A 21,841-nucleotide genomic window follows, 5' to 3' on the forward strand; every position below is an offset into this window, starting at 1 on the left:
AGGATCAGAAGTCCATGTCACCGCCCGGCATGCCGCCACCGGCAGGCGCGGCGGCCTTCTCCGGCTTGTCGGCGATGACGGCCTCGGTGGTGAGGAAGAGCGCGGCGATGGAGGCGGCGTTCTGCAGGGCGGAACGGGTCACCTTCGCCGGGTCGATGATGCCTTCCTTGACCAGGTCGACGTACTCGCCGGTCGCGGCGTTCAGGCCGTGGCCCGGGGTCAGGTTGCGCACCTTCTCGACCACGACGCCGCCCTCCAGGCCGGCGTTGATCGCGATCTGCTTCAGCGGGGCTTCCAGGGCGAGCTTCACGGCCTGGGCGCCGGTCGCCTCGTCGCCCTCCAGCTCCAGCTTCTCGAACACCTGGGAGGCCTGGAGCAGGGCCACGCCACCACCGGCGACGATGCCCTCCTCGACGGCCGCCTTCGCGTTGCGAACGGCGTCCTCGATGCGGTGCTTGCGCTCCTTGAGCTCGACCTCGGTGGCGGCACCGGCCTTGATGACGGCCACGCCGCCGGCCAGCTTCGCCAGGCGCTCCTGGAGCTTCTCGCGGTCGTAGTCCGAGTCGCTGTTCTCGATCTCGGCGCGGATCTGGTTCACGCGGCCCGCGACCTGCTCCGCGGAGCCGGCGCCGTCGACGATGGTGGTCTCGTCCTTGGTGATGACGACCTTGCGGGCGCGGCCCAGGAGGTCCAGGGTCGCGTTCTCCAGCTTGAGGCCGACCTCCTCGGAGATGACCTCGCCACCCGTGAGGATGGCGATGTCGCCGAGCATGGCCTTGCGGCGGTCACCGAAGCCCGGGGCCTTGACGGCGACGGACTTGAAGGTGCCGCGGATCTTGTTGACGACCAGGGTCGACAGGGCCTCGCCCTCGACGTCCTCGGCGATGATCAGCAGCGGCTTGCCCGACTGCATGACCTTCTCCAGGAGCGGGAGCAGGTCCTTGACGTTGGAGATCTTGGAGTTGGCGATGAGGATGTACGGGTCCTCAAGCACCGCCTCCATGCGCTCCATGTCGGTGGCGAAGTACGCCGAGATGTAGCCCTTGTCGAAGCGCATACCCTCGGTGAGCTCCAGCTCCAGACCGAAGGTCTGGGACTCCTCGACGGTGATGACGCCTTCCTTGCCGACCTTGTCCATGGCCTCGGCGATCAGCTCACCGATCTGGGTGTCGGCGGCGGAGATGGAGGCCGTGGAGGCGATCTGCTCCTTGGTCTCGACCTCCTTGGCCTGGTCGAGCAGCGCACCGGAGACGGCCTCGACGGCCTTCTCGATACCGCGCTTCAGGGCCATCGGGTTGGCGCCGGCGGCTACGTTGCGCAGACCCTCCCTGACCAGGGCCTGGGCCAGCACGGTCGCCGTGGTCGTACCGTCACCGGCGACGTCGTCCGTCTTCTTGGCGACTTCCTTGACCAGCTCGGCGCCGATCTTCTCGTACGGGTCCTCCAGCTCGATCTCCTTGGCGATGGAGACACCGTCGTTGGTGATCGTGGGGGCGCCCCACTTCTTCTCAAGGACGACGTTGCGGCCCTTGGGGCCGAGGGTCACCTTGACGGCGTCCGCGAGCTGGTTCATGCCGCGCTCGAGGCCCCGCCGCGCCTCCTCGTCGAACGCGATGATCTTGGCCATGTGAAGTGGTCCCTCCAGGACTGGGGGTGATTACTTCGGACCGCGCCCGCGCCCGCGACGGACGGCTCGCCTGCCTTGTGGTTCCTTGCCCCACCCGGCCTGCGGCCTCACCGACCCGGTCCTTCTTTGTCACTCTCACCTTCAGAGTGCTAACGCCAATGATTAGCACTCGCCCCTGCCGAGTGCAAGCGGCTCCCGGGATCCGGCCGGGTCTGCGCCGCCGCGAACACGGCAGACGGCGGGCATGCCGAAGGGCCCGCACCCCCGGGAGGCACGGGCCCTTCGAACAGAAACGTCACATGCGGTGGTCGCGCGCTTAGGCGGTGACGCGAACCATGTCGGCCTGCGGGCCCTTCTGGCCCTGCGAGATCTCGAACTCGACCCGCTGGCCCTCTTCGAGGGTCCGATAGCCGTCCATCTGGATCGCGCTGTAGTGGACGAAGACGTCCGCACCACCGTCGACCGCGATGAAGCCGTACCCCTTCTCCGCGTTGAACCACTTGACGGTGCCCTGAGCCATGCCTAACTCCCCTATTACTGGCCCTTGCACAGATCCACACTTCGCGGATCCGGGTCAGACCTCACCCCCCATTGATTGGGGGCGTGCGCCGGAACGCGTCGACCGCGGCTGAATGTATCTGTCCAACTGCCGTCTGCAACAGGTCAATCGGACGAGAAATCTGGGCGCGGACGGTCGGTAATTTACGGAGGATTCGCCCGGATTCAGGGCAAGTCGGGCCTCACAAAAGGAATGAAAGGCGCAAAAGAGCCACACACTTTGGCTACTTCTCATCGCAGCGGAACCGGAACTCATATGCGTCCGGCATGCCGAGCGGCGACGCGTTCCCCAACTCTACCGCGCTCAACCACACTGAATTGCCCCCTCCGCTTCTCTCACGGAGGGGGCAATTCGATGAACATGCAGTAACCGAAATTACTCACGGTAACGCACGGGCGGTTCAGCCGCCGGCCACCGCCGGAATGATCGACACGCCGGCACCGTCCGGGGTGGCCGTCTCCAGCCCCTGTTCGAAACGGACGTCGTCGTCGTTGACGTACACATTGACGAACCGCCGCAGCTTGCCCTGGTCGTCCAGGACCCGGGCGGCGATCCCGGTGTGGTTCTTCTCCAGATCGGCGATCACCTCACCGAGGGTCGCCCCCTCGGCGGAGACCTCGGCCTGGCCGCCGGTGTAGGTACGCAGGATGGTGGGGATGCGAACGGTAACGCTCACGTTGAAACCTCCGGTCAGGTGACGCCCCCAGGGGCGCGGGGCTGTATTCGATGTGCGGCTCCGCCGCGCGGGCGCGACCAGCCCCAACCGGCCCGCAGACGATGTACAAAGCTTTGTTACGCCAGCCCAGCATCACGGAAGGACGCGAGGCTCGGACGAATGGTGGCCGTCAGACCCGTCCCCGCCACCGCATCCAGCGTCTTCAGCCCATCCCCGGTGTTCAGCACGACGGTCGTCAGCGTCGGATCCAGCACACCGTTCTCGATCAGCTTGCGCGTGACCCCGACGGTCACCCCGCCCGCCGTCTCCGCGAAGATCCCCTCGGTCCGCGCCAGCACCTTGATCGCGTCCACGACCTGCTCGTCCGTCACGTCCTCCACGAAGCCGCCCGTGCGGCGCGCGATGTCGAGGACGTACGGCCCGTCCGCCGGGTTGCCGATGGCCAGCGACTTGGCGATGGTGTTCGGCTTCTGCGGCCGCACCACGTCGTGCCCCGCCTTGAACGCGGTCGACACCGGCGAGCACCCCTCGGCCTGCGCCCCGAAGATCTTGTACGGCCTGTCCTCGACGAGCCCGAGCCCGATCAGCTCCTGCAGCCCCTTGTCGATCTTCGTCAGCTGGGAGCCGGACGCGATCGGCACCACGATCTGGTCGGGCAGCCGCCAGCCGAGCTGCTCGCAGATCTCGTACGCCAGGGTCTTGGACCCCTCCGCGTAGTACGGCCGCAGGTTGACGTTGACGAAGCCCCAGCCCTCGCCCGCCGGATCACCGATCAGCTCGGAGCAGAAGCGGTTCACGTCGTCGTAGTTGCCCTCGATGCCGACGAGTTCACCGCCGTAGACCGCGGCCATGACGACCTTGCCCTGCTCCAGGTCGTGCGGGATGAACACGCAGGAACGGAACCCCGCGCGCGCGGCGGCGGCACCGACGGCCCCGGCGAGGTTGCCGGTGGAGGAGCAGGAGAGGGTGGTGAAGCCGAAGGCCCGCGCGGCCTCCAGGGCCTGGGCGACCACACGGTCCTTGAAGGAGTGGGTCGGGTTGCCGGAGTCGTCCTTGACGAACAGCCTGCCGGGCTCGACGCCGAGTTCACGGGCGAGGTGGTCGGCCTTGACCAGCTTGGTCCAGCCGGGGTTCAGGTTCGGCTTGTCGGCCACGTCGGCGGGGACGGGCAGCAGGGGCGCGTAACGCCAGATGTTCGACGGGCCCGCCTCGATGCGCTGACGGAGCTCCTCGGCGTCGTACGCGGAGAAGTCGTACGCGATCTCCAGCGGGCCGAAACACTCCTCGCACGCGAAGACCGGGCCGAGCGGGACGCGGTGGCCGCACTCGCGGCAGGACAGCGCCGCGGCGGGACCGAGGTCGACGGTGGGGTTGCTGGTGCTGCTTTCGACAGTCTGCACAGCCATGTGAGGCGAGGCCCTTTCTCCTCATCTTCCTCACGACGCATCTCGCCGCGAGACGGAATTGGCACCTTCCCTGACCGGGAGCCTCGCGTGAACGAGTCCGGAATCAGGGGGGTTGCCGGGGCTTCACCGGGCCGTGTCCCTCTGCCCCTCTGGATGAGCTGTATGCGGTTGTTGTGCGGTGGTGAGCGCGAACGACCCCCGACATGCGATGGTCATCAGCGTTGTTCAAGACTGTAACCGAAGGCCAGGACAGTTGAGACAGCCGTCCGAACCGCGAGATGGATCACAGACCTCGTCCACTCGCCGAGAGAACGCGAAGGAGCAGCAGACTGTGCTGGAAGAAGTCGAGCGCTGGCTCAGCACCCGCTCCTGGTCGCTGACCGACCGCCCGCTCCACAAGATCCTGGCCGCGAAGCGCCACACGGGCCAGTCGGTCAGTGTCGTGCTGCCCGCGCTCAACGAGGAGGAGACCGTCGGCGACATCGTCGCCGTGATCCGGCACGATCTCGTCGAGCAGGTCCCGCTGGTCGACGAGATCGTCGTGGTCGACTCCGGGTCCACCGACCGCACCTCCGAGGTGGCCGCCGCGGCGGGCGCCCGGGTGGTGCACCGCGACGGGATACTCCCGCGCATCTCGGCCGTCCCCGGCAAGGGCGAGGTGCTGTGGCGCTCGCTGCTCGTCACCCGCGGCGACATCGTCTGCTTCATCGACGCGGACCTGAAGGAGTTCTCCCCGGACTTCGTCACCGGCATCGTCGGCCCGCTGCTCACCGACCCGGAGGTCGACCTCGTCAAGGGGATGTACGACCGTCCCCTGGGCGGCGCGGCCGGGCAGGGCGGCCGGGTGACCGAGCTGATGGCCCGCCCGCTGCTGAACATGCACTGGCCGCAGCTGGCCGGATTCGTCCAGCCGCTCGGCGGGGAGTACGCGGCCCGGCGCTCGCTGCTGGAGCAGCTGCCGTTCCCGGTCGGATACGGCGTGGAGCTGGGCATGCTGGTGGACTCCCTGCATCTGGTCGGCCTCGACGCCCTCGCGCAGGTGGACATCGGGGTGCGCAAGCACCGGCACCAGGACGGGCAGGCGCTGGGCCGGATGGCGGCGGCGATCTACCGCACGGCCCAGCTGCGGCTGGCCCGGGGCCATATGATCCGGCCGTCTCTCACCCAGTTCGAGCGGGTGGAGGACGGGTTCGAGCCACGGACGTACTCCGTGGACACGGAGGAGCGGCCGCCGATGGTGGAGATCGCGGAGTACGCGGCCCGGAAGGTGGCCTGACCCTTGCATACGGTCGTATACGGTCCCGCTCCGGGCTCGAACCGTACGTTTGAGCGGTTCCGGAGAAGGCTAGGTTGAGGCGTATGGCTTCGACGTACGGTCCTGCGCAGGTACTGGTGGCCTCCAACCGTGGCCCGGTGTCGTACGAGGTGCGCGACGACGGCTCGCTGCACGCCAAACGCGGCGGTGGCGGGCTCGTCTCGGGTCTCTCGGCGATCGGTCCGGACGCCGGTGCGCTGTGGGTGTGCTCCGCGCTCGGCGACGGCGACCGTGAGGCGGTGCGGCGCGGGGTCGGGGAGTCCGGGGTGCGGATGCTGGACATTCCGGCCGACGTGCACGCGGACGCGTACAACGGGATCGCCAACTCGGTGCTGTGGTTCGTGCACCACATGCTGTACCAGACGCCGCTGGAGCCGGTCTTCGACGCGGAGTTCCGGCGGCAGTGGACGTCGTACGAGGCGTACAACCGGGCGTTCGCCGAGGCGCTCGCCCAGGAGGCGGCCGAGGGGGCGGCGGTGCTGGTGCAGGACTACCACCTGACGCTGGTGCCGGGGATGCTGCGCGCGCTGCGGCCGGACGTGCGGATCGGCCACTTCTCGCACACGCCGTGGGCGCCGCCGGAGTACTTCCGGATGCTGCCGGACGATGTCGCCGGGCAGGTGCTGCGGGGCATGCTGGGCGCGGACCGGCTGGGGTTCCTCACCCATCGGTGGGCGGATGCCTTCACGGCGTGCTGCGAGGCGTTCGCCGGAGGGCTCGGGGACACCCGGGTCGGCGTGCACGGGCTCGGTGCCGACGCCGACTTCCTGCGGCGGCGCTCGCACGAGGCGGACGTCGAGGAGCGGATGGCGGCGCTGCGGGCGGAGATCGGCGAGGGGCGGAAGGCGATCGTCCGCGTCGACCGGACGGAGCTGTCCAAGAACATCGTGCGCGGATTGCTGGCGTACCGGCAGCTCCTCGACGACCACCCCGACTGGCGGGAGCGGGTCGTGCACGTCGCCTTCGCCTACCCCTCGCGGCAGGACCTCGCCGTGTACCGCGACTACACGGCCGAGGTGCAACGGGTCGCCGGGGAGATCAACGAGCGGTACGGCACGCCGGGCTGGACACCGGTCGTCCTGCACGTGAAGGACGACTTCGCCCGCTCCCTGGCCGCGTACCGGCTCGCGGACGTGGCGCTGGTGAACCCGATCCGGGACGGCATGAACCTGGTCGCCAAGGAGGTGCCGATCGTGTCCGACGAGGGCTGCGCGCTGGTGCTGTCCCGGGAGGCGGGCGCGTACGAGGAGCTGCGCGAGGACGCGATCGGGGTGAACCCGTACGACATCAAGGGCACGGCCGACGCGCTGTACGAGGCGCTGACGATGCGGACCGGGGAGCGCACCGAGCGGTCGAAGCGACTGGCGGCGTCCGCCACCGCGCTTCCCCCGGCCCAGTGGTTCCTCGACCAGCTGAACGCCCTGCGCGACCAGCCCGCCGACTGATCGCGCCGCGGAAACGGCCCACCAGCTCCACCGCGAGCCCCAGAGCACCCCAGCAACTGACCGCCCTGCGCCACCAGCCCGCCGACTGATCGCGCCGCGGAAGCGGCCCACCAGCTCCACCGCGAGCCCACGAGCAACTGACCGCCTCGCGCGACCAGCCCCCACTGCACCGCCCAGCCCCGCGATCAGCCCACCAGCTGACCACAGCGCGTGATCAAGCCACCAGCTGCGCCCCGAGCCACACAAGCACCCGAGCAGCTGACCGCACCGCGCGATCACCCCCCACCCGAGCCGCGAGCCCCACGAGCACCCCAGCAACTGACCGCCTCGCACGTTCAGCCCGGCTGCACCGCCCAGCCCCACGATCAGCCCACCAGCTGCACTCCGAGCCCCGCGATCAGCCCGTCAGCTGATCACACCGCCCGCGATCAACCCCCCAGCCGAGCCCCGAGCCCCGTGAGCAGTCCGACGACCCCCTCCGGGCCGTCGACCACCACGTCCGCCCGCTGGCGCAGTTCGGTCACCTCGTCGCTGCCGCTGCACACCAGCAGGCCCGGCGTGCCGTCGGAGCGGAGGGTGTCGACCGCCGCGTACGCGGGGAGGTCGCCGAGGTCGTCGCCGGCGTAGAGGACGGACTCGGCGCCGAGTTCCCGGACGTATTCGAGGAGGGCGACGCCCTTGTCCATGCCGGGCGGGCGCAGTTCCAAAACCATGCGGCCGGGCTCGACGATCAGGCCGTGGCGGGTGGCGAGGTCGGAGAGGGGTTCGCGCAGGGCCTCGAACGCGGCCTGCGGGTCGGTGGCGCGGCGGGTGTGGACGGCGATCGCGTGGCCCTTGTCCTCGGTCCACGTGCCGGGCCCGGCGCCGACGCGGTCGAGCAGGCCGGGCAGTTCCTCACGCACGGCCGCGACGCCGGGGTGCGGGGCGGGGGCGCTGACCTCGCCGCTGACGGCGTCCCAGCGTTCGGCACCGTAGTGGCCGAGGACGACGAGGTGCTCCAGGCCGTCAACGCCCGTGAAGCCGCCGTGGCGCACGGCGACATCGGCCGGGCGGCCGGTGATCACCGCGACGGCGGCCACCTTCGAGGCGAGGGCGGCGAGCGCCGGCACGGCGTCCGGGTGGGCGCGGGCCTGCTCGGGGTCGGGCACGATCGGGGCGAGGGTCCCGTCGAAGTCGAGCGCGATCACCGCCTTGCCGGGCCGCGCGAGGATCGCGTCGAGCCCGGCCCGCCCGGCGGAGGTGGCGGGCGTCGGGAGAGTCTTGCCGGTCTCGGTCTCGTGGCTGCCCATACGGCGACCTTATCGACGTACCGCTCCGCCCGTCATCGACCTACCGCGCCACCCGTCCTGGACCAGTCCTCGACCTACCGCTCCGCCCGTCGCCGCTCCCGTGTCCGCCGCAGTCGATGCACCGTCACCGGATCGTGCGCCAGCGCGCGCGGGTCGTCGAGCAGGGCGTTGAGCAGCTGGTAGTAGCGGACCGGGGCCAGTCCCAGCTCCTCGCGTATCGCACGCTCCTTGGCGCCGGGGCCCGGAAAGCCGCGGCGTTCCAGGGCGAGGATGTCCTGTTCCCTTCGGGCGAGCTGCTCCTGGTCCATGCCTGCACGGTAGCCGCCACCACCGACAACAGCCCTACCCGGCCGCCGAGCTCTCCGCCGTCGTGGCCGTCGACTGCAGCTGGCTCAGGATCGCCGCCGGGCTGCCGCCCGGTTCCACGGCGGAGCCGATCCGCTTCTTGACCTCCGCGCTGACCGCCGCCCAGGACGTCTTGCCGACCGGGTAGAGCTCGGAGAGCGCGAGTTCGTCCAGGAAGGGCTTGAGGTCCCGGTCCTCCGCTGCCGCGCTCATCACATCGGAGGCGGGGTTGGTGACCGGCAGCAGGTCGTACTCGCGGGAGAAGTCGAGGACGTTCTCCTCGCTGTAGACGAAGTCGAGGAAGTCGCCGACCTGCTCCTTGTGGCCGTTCTGCTTGAAGGCGAGCATCCAGTCGGCGACACCCATGGTGGCCTTGGACTCGCCGTCCACGCCGGGCATCGGCACCATGCCGAACTCCACGCCCTGCTTCTGGGCCATCTTCATCAGGGACGGATGCCCGTTCAGCATGCCCACCTCGCCCTTGGCGAACGCGGCGAAGGCGTCGGCCCGGTCGAGCTTGCCGGGGGCGACCGGCCCGGTGAGCTTCTTGCCGACCAGTTTGTCGCGCAGCCAGGTGAGGGTCTCGACGTTCTCGGCGGAGTCGATGGTGTACGTGCCGACGGTGTCGGTGTAGCCGCCGCCCCCGCTGAGCAGCCACTGCATGGTCTCGGCCTGCGCCTCCTCCGAGCCGAGCGGCAGCGCGTAGGGGTACTTCACGCCCTCCGCCTGCAACGCCTCGGCGGCGTCGGCCAGCTCCGCCCAGGTGGTCGGCGGGGTCAGCCCGGCCTCCTCGAAGAGCTTCTTGTTGTAGAAGAGCAGTCGGGTGGAGGCGGCGAACGGCATGCCGTACTGCGCGCCGTTGACCTGCCCCGCCCCCGCGAGGGCGGAGGAGAAACTGGCCTGGACGGGTATGGAGAGCAGGTCGTCGGCGGTGTAGAGCAGATCGTCGGCCGCGTAGTCGGCGTACGCCCCGATCTGCGCCATGTCGGGCGCCTTCCCGGCGTCGACCATCTCCTTGACCTCGCGGTCGACGTCGTTCCAGGAGTAGACGGTCACCTCGACCTGGACGCCGGGGTGGTCGGCCTCGTACTTGTCGACCAGCTTCGCCCAGTACTTCTTGGAGCTGTTCGCCGCGCTGTCGCCGTAGTCCGCGGCGACCAGTCTGAGCGTCACGTCGTCGGAGCCTCCGGCGAGGCCGCAGCCGCCGAGAACCGCCGTCATGCCCAGTGCGGACGTCACCGCGATCATTCCTGTCCTGCGCCGCCGCTGCACGCTGCCCACCCTGTCCATACGTTGTTCATGCCAATCCGGATTCCGGATTAAGGTCTACACCACGCAAGTGGACTAGACCTCTTCCGGGTCCACGGGCCACACTGTCCCCCGTGAGACACGTCATCGCCCTCGATGTGGGCGGCACCGCGATGAAGGCCGCCCTGGTCGGGGCGGACGGCGCCCTGTTGCACCAGGCCCGCCGCGCGACCGGCCGCGAGCGCGGGCCGCAGGCGGTGGTCGACGGCATCCTCGACTTCGCCGCCGACTTGCGCGCCTACGGCGACCAGCACCTGGGCGCATCCGCGAGCGCCGCCGGAGTCGCCGTCCCCGGCATCGTCGACGAGCAGCACGGCGTCGCCGCGTACGCGGCCAACCTCGGCTGGCGGGACGTACCCCTGCGCGCGCTGCTCGGCGAGCGGCTCGGCGGCATCCCGGTCGCCCTCGGTCACGACGTGCGCACCGGCGGCCTCGCCGAGGGCCGGATCGGCGCGGGCCGGGGAGCCGACCGCTTCCTGTTCGTGGCGCTGGGCACCGGCATAGCGGGCGCGATCGGCATCGACGGCCGGGTGGAGCCGGGCGCGCACGGCTTCGCGGGCGAGATCGGCCATGTCGTCGTACGCCCCGGAGGGACCCCCTGCCCCTGCGGCCGGCGCGGCTGCCTGGAGCGGTACGCGTCGGCGTCGGCGGTCAGCGAGGCGTGGGCCGCCGCGTCCGGGGACGTACGGGCCGACGCGGCGGACTGCGCGAAGGCGGTCGAGTCCGGCGACCCGCGGGCCGTACGGATCTGGCAGCAGGCCGTCGGCACCCTCGCCGACGGCCTGGTCACCGCCCTCACCCTGCTGGACCCGCGCTCGCTCGTCATCGGTGGCGGGCTGGCGGAGGCGGGGGAAACCTTGTTCACACCGCTCCGGGACGCGGTCGACCGACGCGTCACCTTCCAGAAGCTGCCGACGATCGTCCCCGCGGCCCTCGGGGACACGGCGGGATGCCTCGGCGCCGGGCTACTGGCCTGGGATCTCCTGAACTCGACCGACCGTACGGAGGTAACTCCCTGATGGCAGCCCACCCAGGGGCGCGGGACAGCGTCGATATGCGGCTCCGCCGCGGGGCGCGACCGGCCACACACCACCCGCAGCCCGCGACGGCCGGAACCCCCACGGTGCTCGCCGGTGGCAACGTGGTCATGCCCACGGGAACCGTCAAAGACGGCCGAGTGATCGTCGACGGCACCCGCATCGCCGCCACCGCCCCGGAGAACGCCCCGGTCCTCGACCTCACCGGCCACTACGTGGTCCCCGGCTTCGTGGACATCCACAACCACGGCGGCGGCGGAGCCTCCTTCACCTCCGGCACCGTCGAAGACGTCCTCAGGGGCATCCACACCCACCGCCTCCACGGCACCACCACCCTGGTCGCCTCCACGGTCACCGGCGACCTGGACCTCCTCGCTCACCGCGCCGGCCTGCTCTCCGAGCTCGCCGAGCAGGGGGAGATCGCCGGCATCCACTTCGAGGGCCCGTTCATCTCCCCGTGCCGCAAGGGCGCGCACTCCGAGGAACTCCTGCGCGACCCGGAACCGGCTCAGGTGCGCAAGTTGATCGACGCGGCGCGCGGCCGGGCCAGGATGCTGACGCTCGCCACCGAACTGCCGGGCGGCATCGACTCCGTACGCCTGCTGGTGGAGCACGGCGTGATCGCGGCCGTGGGCCACACGGACGCGACGTACGAGCAGACCGTCGAGGCGATCGACGCGGGCGCGACGGTCGCCACGCATCTCTTCAACGCGATGCCCGCGCTCGGCCACCGCTCCCCCGGCCCGATCGCGGCCCTCCTGGAGGACGAGCGCGTCACGGTCGAGCTGATCAACGACGGTACGCATCTGCATCCGGCCGCCCTGGAGCTGGCGTTCCGTCACGCGGGCCCGGCGCGGGTCGCGTTCATCACGGACGCGATGGACGCGGCCGGTTTCGGGGACGGCCGGTACATGCTGGGCCCGCTGGAGGTCGAGGTCAGCGAGGGTGTGGCCCGGCTGGTGGAGGGCGGCTCGATCGCCGGCTCCACGCTCACCCTGGACCGTGCCTTCAAGCGGGCGGTGACCATCGACCGGCTCCCGGTCGAGGACGTCGTCAAGGCCCTGTCCGCCAACCCGGCACGCCTGCTCGGCATGGACGACCGGATCGGCTCCCTGGAGCCCGGCAAGGACGCCGACCTGGTGGTCCTCGACGCGCACTTCGACCTCAAGGGCGTGATGCGCCGAGGTGAATGGGTGGTCGATCCCCGACTGGACTGAAATATCCGCCAGTACAGCGCCCGTCGAGAGACGGTGGCCGACCCGAGGACCTAGGGGCTGCCGGCGGATCCTGCGGAGACGCGGGGCACTCCCCGGCCTGATCCGCCGGGCAGCCCCTAGGCCGACCGCCGTCTCTTTGGCATGATCGACCCTCCGGAATTCGAGAAACGCACCCTCGGGGGAGGTCGGGCCAGGTGATCCTCACGGTCACGCTGAACACCGCTCTCGACATCACGTACCGCGTACGGTCCCTGCAGCCCCACGCCACCCACCGGGTGTCCGAGGTGACCGAACGCCCCGGCGGCAAGGGCGTCAACGTGGCCCGTGTGCTGGCCGCGCTCGGCCACGAGGTGACGGTCACCGGGTTCGCCGGCGGCGGTACCGGGCGGATCGTGCAGGACCGGCTCACGGCCACACCCGGCGTGGTCGACGCGCTGGTCCCGATCGGCGGCGCGACCCGGCGCACGATAGCCGTGGTCGACGAGCGCACCGGCGACACGACCCAGCTCAACGAACCCGGCCCGGCGATCACGCCGCCCGAGTGGTCCGCCTTCCAGGAGGCCTACGCGGATCTGCTCGCGCCGGCCTCGGCGGTCGCCCTGTGCGGCAGCCTGCCGCCGGGGGTGCCGGTGGGCGCGTACGCGGGCCTGATACGCACCGCCCGCGCGGCGGGCGTACCCGTGCTGCTGGACACCAGCGGTGAGCCGCTGCGCCGCGGGGTCGCCGCCCGCCCCGACATCGTCACGCCCAACACCGACGAGCTGGCCGAACTCACCGGCTCCCACGAGCCGTTGCGCGCCACCCACGCCGCCCGCCGCCGGGGCGCGCACGCGGTCGTCGCCTCACTGGGCCCTCAGGGCCTGCTGGCGGCCACCCCGGAGGGCGTCTGGCGCGCCACCCCGCCCGGCCGTGTGCACGGCAACCCGACCGGCGCCGGCGACTCCGCGACGGCGGGCCTGCTGGCCGCACTGGCGGAGCACCGGCCGTGGCCGGAGCGCCTGACCCGCGCGGTCGCACTGGCGACGGCCACGGTGCACGCCCCGGTCGCGGGCGAGTTCGACCGGAGGACGTACGAGGAACTGCTGGGGCGGGTCGCGGTGACCGGCGAGGTCAGCGCGGCCTGAACGCCGGCCGCTCTACTCGACCCAGCCCTTGACGAGCCACATCTGGTCGAGGTTGGCGTCGCACTGGTTGCCCTGCTCGCAGGAGACCTTGATGGTGTTCGTGCCCTTGTTGAGCTGGACGTAGTTGTACGTGCGCGTCCAGCCCTTGGCGTAGTCGCCCTCGGCCGCCCCCGCGTAGTTCTTCATGTTGACCGGCGTGGTCGAGGCGGTGCCGTTGACCGTGAGGGTGGCGTTGGCGTCCTTGCCGGGCACGCCGTAGCCGACGTACAGGGTGTACTTGCCGGACTCGGGGATGCCGTTGACGGTCCAGGTGACCGAGGCGCCGACGGCGTTGAAGCCGGTCACATAGACGCCGCCGTCCGCCTGGGCGCCCTCGATGTCGGACGCGGTGGTGGCGCCGCCGCCGAGCTGGAGGGCCTTGGCGTCGATCTTCGGCAGCTCGGCCTCGCTGTCCGCGCTGCTCTCCCCCGACGGGGTCGGCTCCGCGCTCTGCGAGACGGACGGGGCGGGGGAGGCCTGTCCGCCGGCCGCGTCCTTGTCGCCGCCGCCCAGCATGGCCACGCTGATACCGATGACGACCGCGGCGACCACCGCGATCGCGCCGATCAGCAGGCCCTTGGTGTTGGGCCCGCGGCCCCGGCCGCCGCCCCCGCCGGACCCGTACCCGGGCATCGGCTGCTGGGTGGTCGGCGCGCTGCCCGGGAACGTCTCGGGGGCGGCGTAGGAGGCGTTCGGCCTGCCGTACGCGCCCTGCTGCTGCGGCACGCCCGGCTGGCCGTACGCCTGCTGACCGTACGGCCGCTCGCCGACCGTACGCACCCTGCTGACCGAGTTCGGGTAGCCGTAGCCGCCGGACGGCGGCTGGGCGCCATTGGCCTGACCATCGGCGTACAGGTAGCCGAACGGGTCGTCGTCCTCGGGCGTGCTCGCGCCGTTGTTGCCGGGCGTCATCCCTAGGTACTCCTCAACAGGTGCGGAACGGATGCGGTACGGGTGGTGAGGATGGCGAGCCTACCCGCTTCCAGTGGCCCAAACGGGTGACCCGGGTCGCATCACCCCACCGACCTGCGGATCATCCCGCGCGTCGGTGTTGTTTGGGACGAGACCGTTTCTCCACGTACATCCGTTCGTCGGCGGATTTCAGCACCTCGTCCGCGGTCATGCCGCAGTGCGCCCAGCCGATGCCGAAACTGGCCCCGACCCGGACGGCCCGGCCCTCGGCGCGGATCGGCTGGATGATCTCGTTGCGCAGCCGCACGGCGAGGTCCTGGGCGTCGGCCCGGCCGAGCCCGTCGGCGAGGATCACGAACTCGTCGCCGCCGAGCCGGGCGACCGTGTCGCCGTCCCGGACGCCGTTGCTGAGCCGCCGGGCGACCTCGATGAGCACGGCGTCGCCGGCGTTGTGCCCGAACCGGTCGTTGATCGACTTGAAGCCGTCGAGGTCGCAGAAGAGCACCGCGAGTCCCTTGGTGCCGTCGTCGTGATCGCCCTCGGGGGCGATGGTGTGCACATGGTGGTCGTAGACGTCGTACGTGTCCGCGCCGCCCTGCACGAAGTCGAAGCCGTGCCCGCCGACGTCGTGGACGGGGCGGCCGTAGGCAGCGTCCTGGGAGTCGAAGGCGCCGGGGTAGCCGGTCTGCGGGCGCTGGCAGAGCCGGGCGGAGAGGCGGGAGCGCAGCTCGGCGGAGTTCGGCAGGCCGGTGAGGGAGTCGTGGGAGGCGCGGTGGGCGAGCTGGAGCTCGCGGCGCTTGCGTTCCTCGATGTCCTCGACGTGGGTGAGCAGGAAGCGGGGTCCGTCGGCGGCGTCGGCGACGACGGAGTTGCGCAGGCTGACCCAGACGTAGCTGCCGTCCCGGCGCCCGAGGCGCAGCTCGGCCCGGCCGCCCTCGGCGGAGGTGCGCAGGAGCGTGCCTATGTCCTCGGGGTGGACGAGGTCGGAGAAGGAGTAGCGGCGCATCGCGGAGGCGGGGCGGCCGAGCAGGCGGCACAGGGCGTCGTTGGTGCGGAGTATGCGGCCGTGCTGGTCGCCGCCCATCTCGGCGATGGCCATGCCGGAGGGGGCGTACTCGAAGGCCTGCCGGAAGCTTTCCTCACTGGCGCGCAGGGCCTGCTGCTCGCGCTCCAGGCGGACCAGTGCCCGCTGCATATTCGCGCGTAGACGCGCGTTGCTGATGGCGATGGCCGCCTGGAAGGCGTACATCTGGAGCGCCTCGCGGCCCCACGCGCCCGGCCGCCGCCCGTTGCGAGGCCGGTCCACGGAGAGCACGCCGATCAGCTCGCCGGAGGCGGGACCGCCCTGCGCTCCGGGGGCGTACATCGGCGCGAAGAGCCGGTCGGAGGGGTGCCACTCGTCCTCGAAGCGCGGCGCGGGCCCCTCGGTGTACCACTGCGGGACGTCGTCGTCGTCGAGGATCCAGCCCTCGGTGTGCGGTATGAAGACGAGGTCGCCCCACTGCTCGCCCATGGCGAGGCGCCGCTCCCAGGACTCGCGGGAGCCGACGCGGCCGGTGATCAGGGCCTCGGCGGCGGGGTTGCCGGAGAACGCGGCGACGACGAGGTCGCCGTCCGGGCGTACGAGGTTGACGCACGCCAGCTCGTAGCCGAGGGCGGTGACGACCCCGTCCGCGACCGTCTGCAGTGTGTCCGCCAGGCTGCGGGCCGTGTTCATCTCGGCCATGACCTGGTGCAGTTGTCGCAGGGACGCAAGGCGGACGTACGGCTCCGACTCGGTCTCCATGCTCGCCCTCCCCCCGAGACCTCGCAGCGAATCAAGTGCCCTTACGTGGTGCCTTACATCTCCCGCCACTGAATCACAGCCCGCTGCCCACTCGGTACACAGGGTCAACAATTAGTGCCCCTTGTGACTCAAGTCACAGATAAACGTGAACAATTGAGTGGGGATTCTGCGGTTTTCCCGTGCGTTCACCGAACGCAGAGTTTGTGCGGGTCCGCCGCAGGTCCTAGGACCACCTTCGGGCCGAGGTCCGATGCGGCACGCACGCACGGAGATTAGCGTTCCGTATGTGCCGAACACACACGCATCCGCACCGCCCGTCACCGTGCCCGCCCAGCACTCCCCGGCATCGCCCTTTGGGCATGCTGTGGGGGTGACCGACGACGAGTTCCGTGCCGCGATGTCCCGGCTGGCCGCAGGAGTGGTCCTGGTGACCGCGCGTGAGCCGGCACTCGACCCGGACGACCCGCAGGCGCCGGCCGGCGAGGACGTCGGCATGACGGCGACGGCCTTCATGTCCGTCTCCCTCGACCCGCCCCTCGTCCTGGTCAGCCTGCGCGAGGGCGCCCGCATGGACGACCTGCTCGCCGAACAGCCCCTGTGGGCGGTCTCCGTCCTCTCCGAGAGCCAGCGGCACATCGCCGGCCGGTTCGCCATGAAGGGCCGCATCAGCGACCGCCTGCTCTTCGAGGACATCCCCTACGTCCGCGGCGAGGCGTCCGGCGCGCCGCTCGTGGGCGGCGCGCTGGCGACCCTGGAGTGCCGGACCGAGCAGCGGGTGACGGCCGGGGACCACACGCTGGTGGTCGGGCGGGTGCTGACGGCTCGGGTGCCGAGTGCGGACGGGGGGCCGTTGCTGTACTTCAAGGGGAGGTACCGGCACCTGAGGTGAGGCCGCCCCCTAAGGGGTCCTTGCACTATGAGCAGCGTGAGTGTGAACCGCTGCACCCACACCAGCCGCTGCCCGTCGTCGCCAGAACATGCCCGGCCCCGGCACCCCGTCGACCAGGGCCGGGCGCGAGGCGCGGGCGAGGTGGGCGGCGCGCGTGGCGCCGGAGGCGACGTGGGCAGCGCGCGCGGCGCGCCGGAGGCGACCGCGGTCGCACCGGTGGTCACAGTGGCCTCCGTCCCGGGCCACGACATCCGGGGCGAGCACCTGGAGGAGCCCGTCGAAGTCGCCTGGCCCGCGCGGCGGCCAGGAAGGCGTCGACGACCTCCCGCCGCCGCGCCAGATCCGCGTCCGGCGCCGGCGCGCCCTGCACTCGCCGCCGCGCCGCCGTCGGCGCACGAGGAGGGCGCCGTGCTCGGGGTCGGGGCGGTGGTGGCGGCCGGGACGGGTGCGCCCGCGTCCAGGGACTGGTCGCCGGAACCAGGCCTCCTGCACGGCGTCGTCGGCCTCGGCGCGGGAGCCGAGCATGCGGGGGGCGACGGCACGCAGGTGCCTGCGGTGCGCCTCGAAGCGCTCGGCAGGGAAGTCCTGGTCGCTCATGTGTCCCGTCACCAGCCCTCGTCGTGGATGCCGTCAGGACTGTGACGGATGGGGGACGGGCGATGTGACAGGAGCCGCTGGACTCGCGTGGGCCGCTACCGCCAGTCGCGACCGGACCGCCCCCGCTTGGTCTCGGACCGCTGCTTCTTCTCCCGCAACCGGCGCTCGTTGATGCCGCGTGGGATGCGGGTCGGCCTGCGGGGCTTGGGCGGGGGTGCGGTGGCCTCGGCGAGGAGCGCGGCGAGGCGTACGGCGGCGGCCTCGCGGTTGCGCCACTGGGACCGGTGTTCGGAGGAACGGACGGTGACGACGCCGTCGACGAGGCGGCCCGCCAGCCGCTCCAGGGCGCGTCGCTTCCACACCTCGGGCAGGGCCTCGGTGGCGGCGAGGTCGAACCGCAGCTCCACGCTGGTGTCGCTGGTGTTGACGTGCTGGCCGCCCGGCCCGGAGGAGCGGGAGAAACGCCACTGGAGCTCGGCCTCGGGGAGTGAGACGGAGCCGCGGATGACGTGAGGACGACCGGACATGACTGACATGTTCCCGCCTGGGCGGAGTGGGAGTCACCCGAATATCGCCGGACCAGGCTGCCGGGTAAAGAAAGTAAAGCGCGGGGAACCCGTGGCACCACCCTCGACGTTCATAGGGGTAGCTGTAGCTTCAGTACCGCACACGCATAGCGCACGCATCGAGGGAAGGAACTCCCGACCATGGCTGTAAGCCTGTCCAAGGGTGGCAACGTCTCGCTCACCAAGGAGGCTCCGGGCCTGACCGCCGTCACCGTAGGCCTCGGCTGGGACGTCCGCACCACCACCGGCACCGACTTCGACCTCGACGCGTCGGCGATCGCGGTCAACACGCAGGGCAAGGTCTACTCGGACGCCCACTTCGTCTTCTTCAACAACAAGCAGACGCCGGACAGCACGATCGTCCACACCGGTGACAACCGCACGGGTGAGGGCGAGGGCGACGACGAGCAGATCAACGTCAACCTGGCCGGGCTCCCCGCCGACATCGACAAGATCGTCTTCCCGGTCTCGATCTACGACGCGGAGAACCGCTCGCAGAACTTCGGCCAGGTCCGCAACGCCTACATCCGCATCATCAACCAGGCCGGCGGCACCGAGATCGCCCGCTACGACCTGTCGGAGGACGCCGCCACCGAGACCGCCATGGTCTTCGGCGAGCTCTACCGCAACGGCGCCGAGTGGAAGTTCCGCGCCGTCGGCCAGGGCTACGCCTCGGGCCTGGTCGGCATCGCCCAGGACTTCGGCGTGAACGTCTGAGCGACGGGCGACTCCAGTGGCTTGAACACCGGGCCCCTCAACACCGCGTTGGGGGGCCCGCCGCATGGGTGGCAGGCGTCACCGCCTCCCCGGCCTCCCCTCCCCGTACAGCCACTCCTCCCAGACGCCGTCGAAGTCCTTCTCCGGCGCTCGCTGTTCGACGTACGCCGTGAAGTCCTCGGTGCTCGCGTTGGCGTGGCGGTGGGTGGTGGCCCAGCCGCGCAGGAGGTCGCGGAAGGCGGTGTCGTCGGCGAGGGTCTGGCGGATCTTGTGGAGGACCATCGCGCCGCGGTCGTAGACGGGGCGGCCGGAGATGTGGGCGGCGTCGGGCGGATGCGCGGGTGGGAAGGACCAGACGGCCTTGTTGTCCTCGGGGACGGCGTAGTGGGTGCCGTCGTAGAGCGCGTCGAAGGTGTGCTGGGCGGTGTCGCCGCCGTGGTCCTCCTGCCACAGCCACTCCGCGTACGTCGCGAAGCCCTCGTTGAGCCACATGTCCCGCCAGGACCTGGGGGTGACGGAGTTGCCGTACCACTGGTGGGCGAGTTCGTGGACGAGGAGCCGGATGTCGGGGGCGCCGGGGAAGACGGGGCGGGTCTGGGTCTCCAGGGCGTAGGCGGCGTCGCCGGTGCGGTCGACGATCGCGCCGGTGGCGGTGAAGGGGTACGGCCCGAAGAGGTCCTCCGCCCAGGCGAGGACCTCGGGGATACGGGCCAGGACCTCGCGACTTGCGGCGGCCTCGGTCGGGTCGACGGCGGTGTACACGGGCAGGCGGTCCGGGGTCACCGTGCGGCTGATGTCGTAGCGGCCGATGGCGAGGGTGGTGAGGTAGCTCGCCATCGGCTGGCCGGTGTGCCAGGTGGTGGTCGTGCGGCCGTCGGTGGTGCTCTCGTTCCTCAACTCCCCGTTCGACACGGCCCGCAGGCCCTCCGGCACGGTGACCCTGATGTCGTACGTCGCCTTGTCGGAGGGGTGGTGGTTGCCGGGGTACCAGGCCATGGAGCCGACCGGCTGGCCCAGGGCGAGCGCGCCGTCGTCGGTGGGCAGCCAGCCCTCCCGCGAGCCGTCCGGGTCCGTGAGGGTGGCCGGGGTGCCGGAGTAGCGGACCGTCACGCGGAAGGTCCGGCCCTCGGCGAGGTCGTCGCGGGGGCGGACGGTCAGCTCCTGGCCGGCGCGGTTCCAGCGGGCGGCGGTGCCGTCGACGGTGACCGTCCCGACGTTCAGACCCTGGAGGTCGAGGTTGAAGGCGGAGAGGTCCTGACCGGCGCGGGCGGTGATCGTCGTGCGGGCGGTGAGGTGCCGGGTGTCGGGGGTGTAGGACAGGGCCAGGTCGTAGTGGGTGACGTCGTAGCCGCCGTTGCCCGCCTTCGGGAAGTACGGGTCGCGTACGCCGGAGCCGCCCGGGGTGCCCTCGACGCCGGTGCCCGAACACGCGGTGAGAGCGAGGGCGAGCAGAGCGGCGACAGGGACGACCGGTGCGAAACGGGACACGTCCGAGATCCTACGAGCGCATGACACCATCACGTACGTGCTCGACATCGGCTACGCCCTCTCCAACCGCTTCCCGGACCCGCCCCAGACCGACTACCGCCGCGCGGACGTGCACGCCCTGCGGCACGACCTGTTCTGCGGTGACGTCTACCTCGCCGACACCGAGACGGACCGGGAGCTGTCCACAGCCTGGGGATGGGTGCCGGTGCTCGACTTCGCGTGGGCGCTGTGCGACATCGTCGAGCAGCTGGACCGCGACCCGGCGGGCTCCCGCGCCGCCCGTCCCCAGCACGCGGAGCTGGACTTCACCGAGTCCACCGACCGTCTGCTCTTCGAGCGCCGCTTCGGCTGGGTCGACATCGAGTCCGACTGGCAACCGGCCGAGGACCCCCCGCTCACCTTCTCCCACACCGAACTCCGCCGCGAGGCCCGCGACTTCCTGCACGACCTGATCGCGGACCTGTGCGATCTGCACGACGACCTGGCGGAGAACCCGGCGATCTGGTCACTGCAGGCACGGTTTCCGCGGGTGCCGTGACGCGGGGGGACTGACACGCGGGACTGACACGCGGGACTGACACTGGGGCACTGTCCCCCCACACACAGGCGGTCACCGTCATCCCCCTTCCACCCTGATCCCCAACGCCCCCGCCAACACCGGCGCCAGCTCCACCAACTGCCCCGCGCTGATCACCGCCCCCGACAGCCGGTCGACCCCCCGCATGATCTCCAGCGGGGCCGCCCCCCGCAGGTCCACGTCCGCCAGCGTCGCCCCGCTGAAGTCCGCCCCCTTCAGCGCGCAGTCCTTGAACGCGACGCGCTCCAGCGACGCGCCCCCGAAGTCCGGCTCCACCAGGACGCATCCCTCGAAGACCACGTCCTTCAGCCGGGCCCCTCGCAGGTTCGGGCAGTCGAGCTTGCCGCCCCGGATCAGGACGCGTTCCAGTGCGGCACCGTGCAGTTGCGTGCCGCCCAGGCGGGCGTCGCGCAGTTCGACGTCGCGCAGGGTGGCCTCGGCGAGGTTCGTGCCGACGCCGCGCGGGGCAGTGAGGACCGAGTCCAGGATGCGCGCCCGGTGCAGTCGCGTCTCGTCCAGCGCGCACCCCGTCAACGCGCAGTCCATGAAGCGGGCGCCCCCGCCGTCCTGCCCACCCAGCTCGGCGTCCCCGAACTCCAGCCCGTCGTAGTCCCCGTCCGGCTCCAGTCCACCCCCTCCGTACTCAGCCAGCTCCGGCAGCCGCACCTCCGGTCGCCGTGCCGCCTTCACGCCGCCCGCCGCACCCGCTGCCCCGCCCGCGCCCAACGCGCCCATCACACCACCACACCCGTCTCACCCATCACACCCACCGCTCGCCCAGCCGTGCCCCTATCCTGCACCCCACCACTGACACTGCCGGTGACCTGCAAAAACACCCACATCCACCCCCCGATGTCACATTCCGCGCGCCCAGCCAGTCGTACTCCCAGAAGGCGAACCCGAGCCAATTCCCAGAAGGCGA

General features: G+C 71.0%; 21 protein-coding genes and 1 riboswitch. Of the genes, 8 read left to right on the forward strand and 13 right to left on the reverse strand.

From position 1 onward, the window contains the following. Positions 1-4: 4 nt before the first annotated feature. The 4 genes from groL to thrC all read right to left on the reverse strand — a co-directional run bounded on the left by groL (position 5) and on the right by thrC (position 4,268). Entirely contained in the window at positions 5-1,627 is a 1,623-nt protein-coding gene (groL, locus tag KWI83_RS14165) for a chaperonin GroEL (protein ID WP_218514706.1), read from the reverse strand. Between the two features lie 316 nt (positions 1,628-1,943). Next, positions 1,944-2,147, reverse strand: coding sequence for a cold-shock protein (locus KWI83_RS14170; RefSeq protein ID WP_004986573.1), 204 nt, complete (start codon positions 2,145-2,147; stop codon positions 1,944-1,946). A gap of 439 nt (positions 2,148-2,586) precedes the next feature. Continuing rightward, the gene (locus KWI83_RS14175; protein WP_141312348.1) at positions 2,587-2,862 is read right to left on the reverse strand and encodes a ubiquitin-like small modifier protein 1; all 276 of its coding nucleotides are present in this window, start codon (positions 2,860-2,862) and stop codon (positions 2,587-2,589) included. Positions 2,863-2,978: 116 nt separating this feature from the next. Next, positions 2,979-4,268: a threonine synthase gene (thrC, locus tag KWI83_RS14180; RefSeq protein ID WP_218514707.1), complete on the reverse strand. Its 1,290-nt coding sequence runs from the start codon at positions 4,266-4,268 to the stop codon at positions 2,979-2,981. 18 nt (positions 4,269-4,286) lie between these two features. Next, positions 4,287-4,428, reverse strand: a riboswitch (SAM riboswitch). Positions 4,429-4,599: 171 nt separating this feature from the next. Here thrC and KWI83_RS14185 point away from each other — a divergent pair. Then, the gene (locus KWI83_RS14185; RefSeq protein WP_218514708.1) at positions 4,600-5,544 is read left to right on the forward strand and encodes a glucosyl-3-phosphoglycerate synthase; all 945 of its coding nucleotides are present in this window, start codon (positions 4,600-4,602) and stop codon (positions 5,542-5,544) included. An 83-nt stretch (positions 5,545-5,627) separates the two neighbouring features. Continuing rightward, positions 5,628-7,028, forward strand: coding sequence for a trehalose-6-phosphate synthase (locus KWI83_RS14190; RefSeq protein WP_218514709.1), 1,401 nt, complete (start codon positions 5,628-5,630; stop codon positions 7,026-7,028). Positions 7,029-7,456: 428 nt separating this feature from the next. Here KWI83_RS14190 and otsB read toward each other — a convergent pair whose 3' ends face one another. From otsB to KWI83_RS14205, 3 genes are all read right to left on the reverse strand, one after another. Next, entirely contained in the window at positions 7,457-8,317 is an 861-nt protein-coding gene (otsB, locus tag KWI83_RS14195) for a trehalose-phosphatase (RefSeq protein WP_218514710.1), read from the reverse strand. 74 nt (positions 8,318-8,391) lie between these two features. Beyond that, on the reverse strand, positions 8,392-8,625 hold the full coding sequence (locus KWI83_RS14200) for a DUF3263 domain-containing protein (protein ID WP_218514711.1): 234 nt from the start codon (positions 8,623-8,625) through the stop codon (positions 8,392-8,394). A 34-nt stretch (positions 8,626-8,659) separates the two neighbouring features. Further along, complete coding sequence (locus KWI83_RS14205; protein WP_256362228.1) at positions 8,660-9,910, reverse strand: ABC transporter substrate-binding protein; 1,251 nt, start codon at positions 9,908-9,910, stop codon at positions 8,660-8,662. Between the two features lie 134 nt (positions 9,911-10,044). On the opposite strand from KWI83_RS14205, the gene KWI83_RS14210 reads away from it, so the two are divergent. The 3 genes from KWI83_RS14210 to KWI83_RS14220 all read left to right on the forward strand — a co-directional run bounded on the left by KWI83_RS14210 (position 10,045) and on the right by KWI83_RS14220 (position 13,348). Further along, on the forward strand, positions 10,045-10,989 hold the full coding sequence (locus tag KWI83_RS14210) for an ROK family protein (protein ID WP_218514713.1): 945 nt from the start codon (positions 10,045-10,047) through the stop codon (positions 10,987-10,989). Positions 10,990-11,117: 128 nt separating this feature from the next. Then, positions 11,118-12,224 (forward strand): N-acetylglucosamine-6-phosphate deacetylase, encoded by a 1,107-nt coding sequence (gene nagA, locus KWI83_RS14215; RefSeq protein ID WP_256362277.1) that lies wholly within the window; start codon positions 11,118-11,120, stop codon positions 12,222-12,224. Between the two features lie 194 nt (positions 12,225-12,418). After that, positions 12,419-13,348 (forward strand): 1-phosphofructokinase family hexose kinase, encoded by a 930-nt coding sequence (locus KWI83_RS14220; RefSeq protein ID WP_218514714.1) that lies wholly within the window; start codon positions 12,419-12,421, stop codon positions 13,346-13,348. A 12-nt stretch (positions 13,349-13,360) separates the two neighbouring features. Here KWI83_RS14220 and KWI83_RS14225 read toward each other — a convergent pair whose 3' ends face one another. Both KWI83_RS14225 and cdgB read right to left on the reverse strand, forming a co-directional pair. Further along, complete coding sequence (locus KWI83_RS14225; protein ID WP_218514715.1) at positions 13,361-14,299, reverse strand: carbohydrate-binding protein; 939 nt, start codon at positions 14,297-14,299, stop codon at positions 13,361-13,363. Between the two features lie 121 nt (positions 14,300-14,420). Continuing rightward, a complete protein-coding gene (cdgB, locus tag KWI83_RS14230; protein ID WP_218514716.1) occupies positions 14,421-16,085 on the reverse strand; it encodes a diguanylate cyclase CdgB in 1,665 nt (554 codons plus the stop codon). 286 nt (positions 16,086-16,371) lie between these two features. On the opposite strand from cdgB, the gene KWI83_RS14235 reads away from it, so the two are divergent. Next, on the forward strand, positions 16,372-16,974 hold the full coding sequence (locus tag KWI83_RS14235; protein WP_218514717.1) for a flavin reductase family protein: 603 nt from the start codon (positions 16,372-16,374) through the stop codon (positions 16,972-16,974). Positions 16,975-16,983: 9 nt separating this feature from the next. Here KWI83_RS14235 and KWI83_RS14240 read toward each other — a convergent pair whose 3' ends face one another. Further along, positions 16,984-17,571: a sigma factor gene (locus tag KWI83_RS14240; RefSeq protein WP_308122055.1), complete on the reverse strand. Its 588-nt coding sequence runs from the start codon at positions 17,569-17,571 to the stop codon at positions 16,984-16,986. Between the two features lie 95 nt (positions 17,572-17,666). Further along, complete coding sequence (arfB, locus tag KWI83_RS14245; protein WP_218514718.1) at positions 17,667-18,107, reverse strand: alternative ribosome rescue aminoacyl-tRNA hydrolase ArfB; 441 nt, start codon at positions 18,105-18,107, stop codon at positions 17,667-17,669. Positions 18,108-18,278: 171 nt separating this feature from the next. On the opposite strand from arfB, the gene KWI83_RS14250 reads away from it, so the two are divergent. Further along, positions 18,279-18,854, forward strand: coding sequence for a TerD family protein (locus KWI83_RS14250; protein ID WP_218514719.1), 576 nt, complete (start codon positions 18,279-18,281; stop codon positions 18,852-18,854). A 78-nt stretch (positions 18,855-18,932) separates the two neighbouring features. On the opposite strand, the gene KWI83_RS14255 is transcribed toward KWI83_RS14250, so the two are convergent. Continuing rightward, complete coding sequence (locus KWI83_RS14255; RefSeq protein ID WP_256362279.1) at positions 18,933-20,372, reverse strand: M1 family metallopeptidase; 1,440 nt, start codon at positions 20,370-20,372, stop codon at positions 18,933-18,935. 7 nt (positions 20,373-20,379) lie between these two features. On the opposite strand from KWI83_RS14255, the gene KWI83_RS14260 reads away from it, so the two are divergent. Continuing rightward, positions 20,380-20,880 (forward strand): hypothetical protein, encoded by a 501-nt coding sequence (locus tag KWI83_RS14260; protein ID WP_218514721.1) that lies wholly within the window; start codon positions 20,380-20,382, stop codon positions 20,878-20,880. A 78-nt stretch (positions 20,881-20,958) separates the two neighbouring features. Here the strand turns inward: KWI83_RS14260 and KWI83_RS14265 are convergent, their stop codons facing one another. Beyond that, complete coding sequence (locus KWI83_RS14265) at positions 20,959-21,654, reverse strand: pentapeptide repeat-containing protein (RefSeq protein ID WP_218514722.1); 696 nt, start codon at positions 21,652-21,654, stop codon at positions 20,959-20,961. Positions 21,655-21,841 lie beyond the last annotated feature (187 nt).

It is taken from the genome of Streptomyces sp. TRM70350 (assembly GCF_019219825.1).
Taxonomy (GTDB): domain Bacteria; phylum Actinomycetota; class Actinomycetes; order Streptomycetales; family Streptomycetaceae; genus Streptomyces.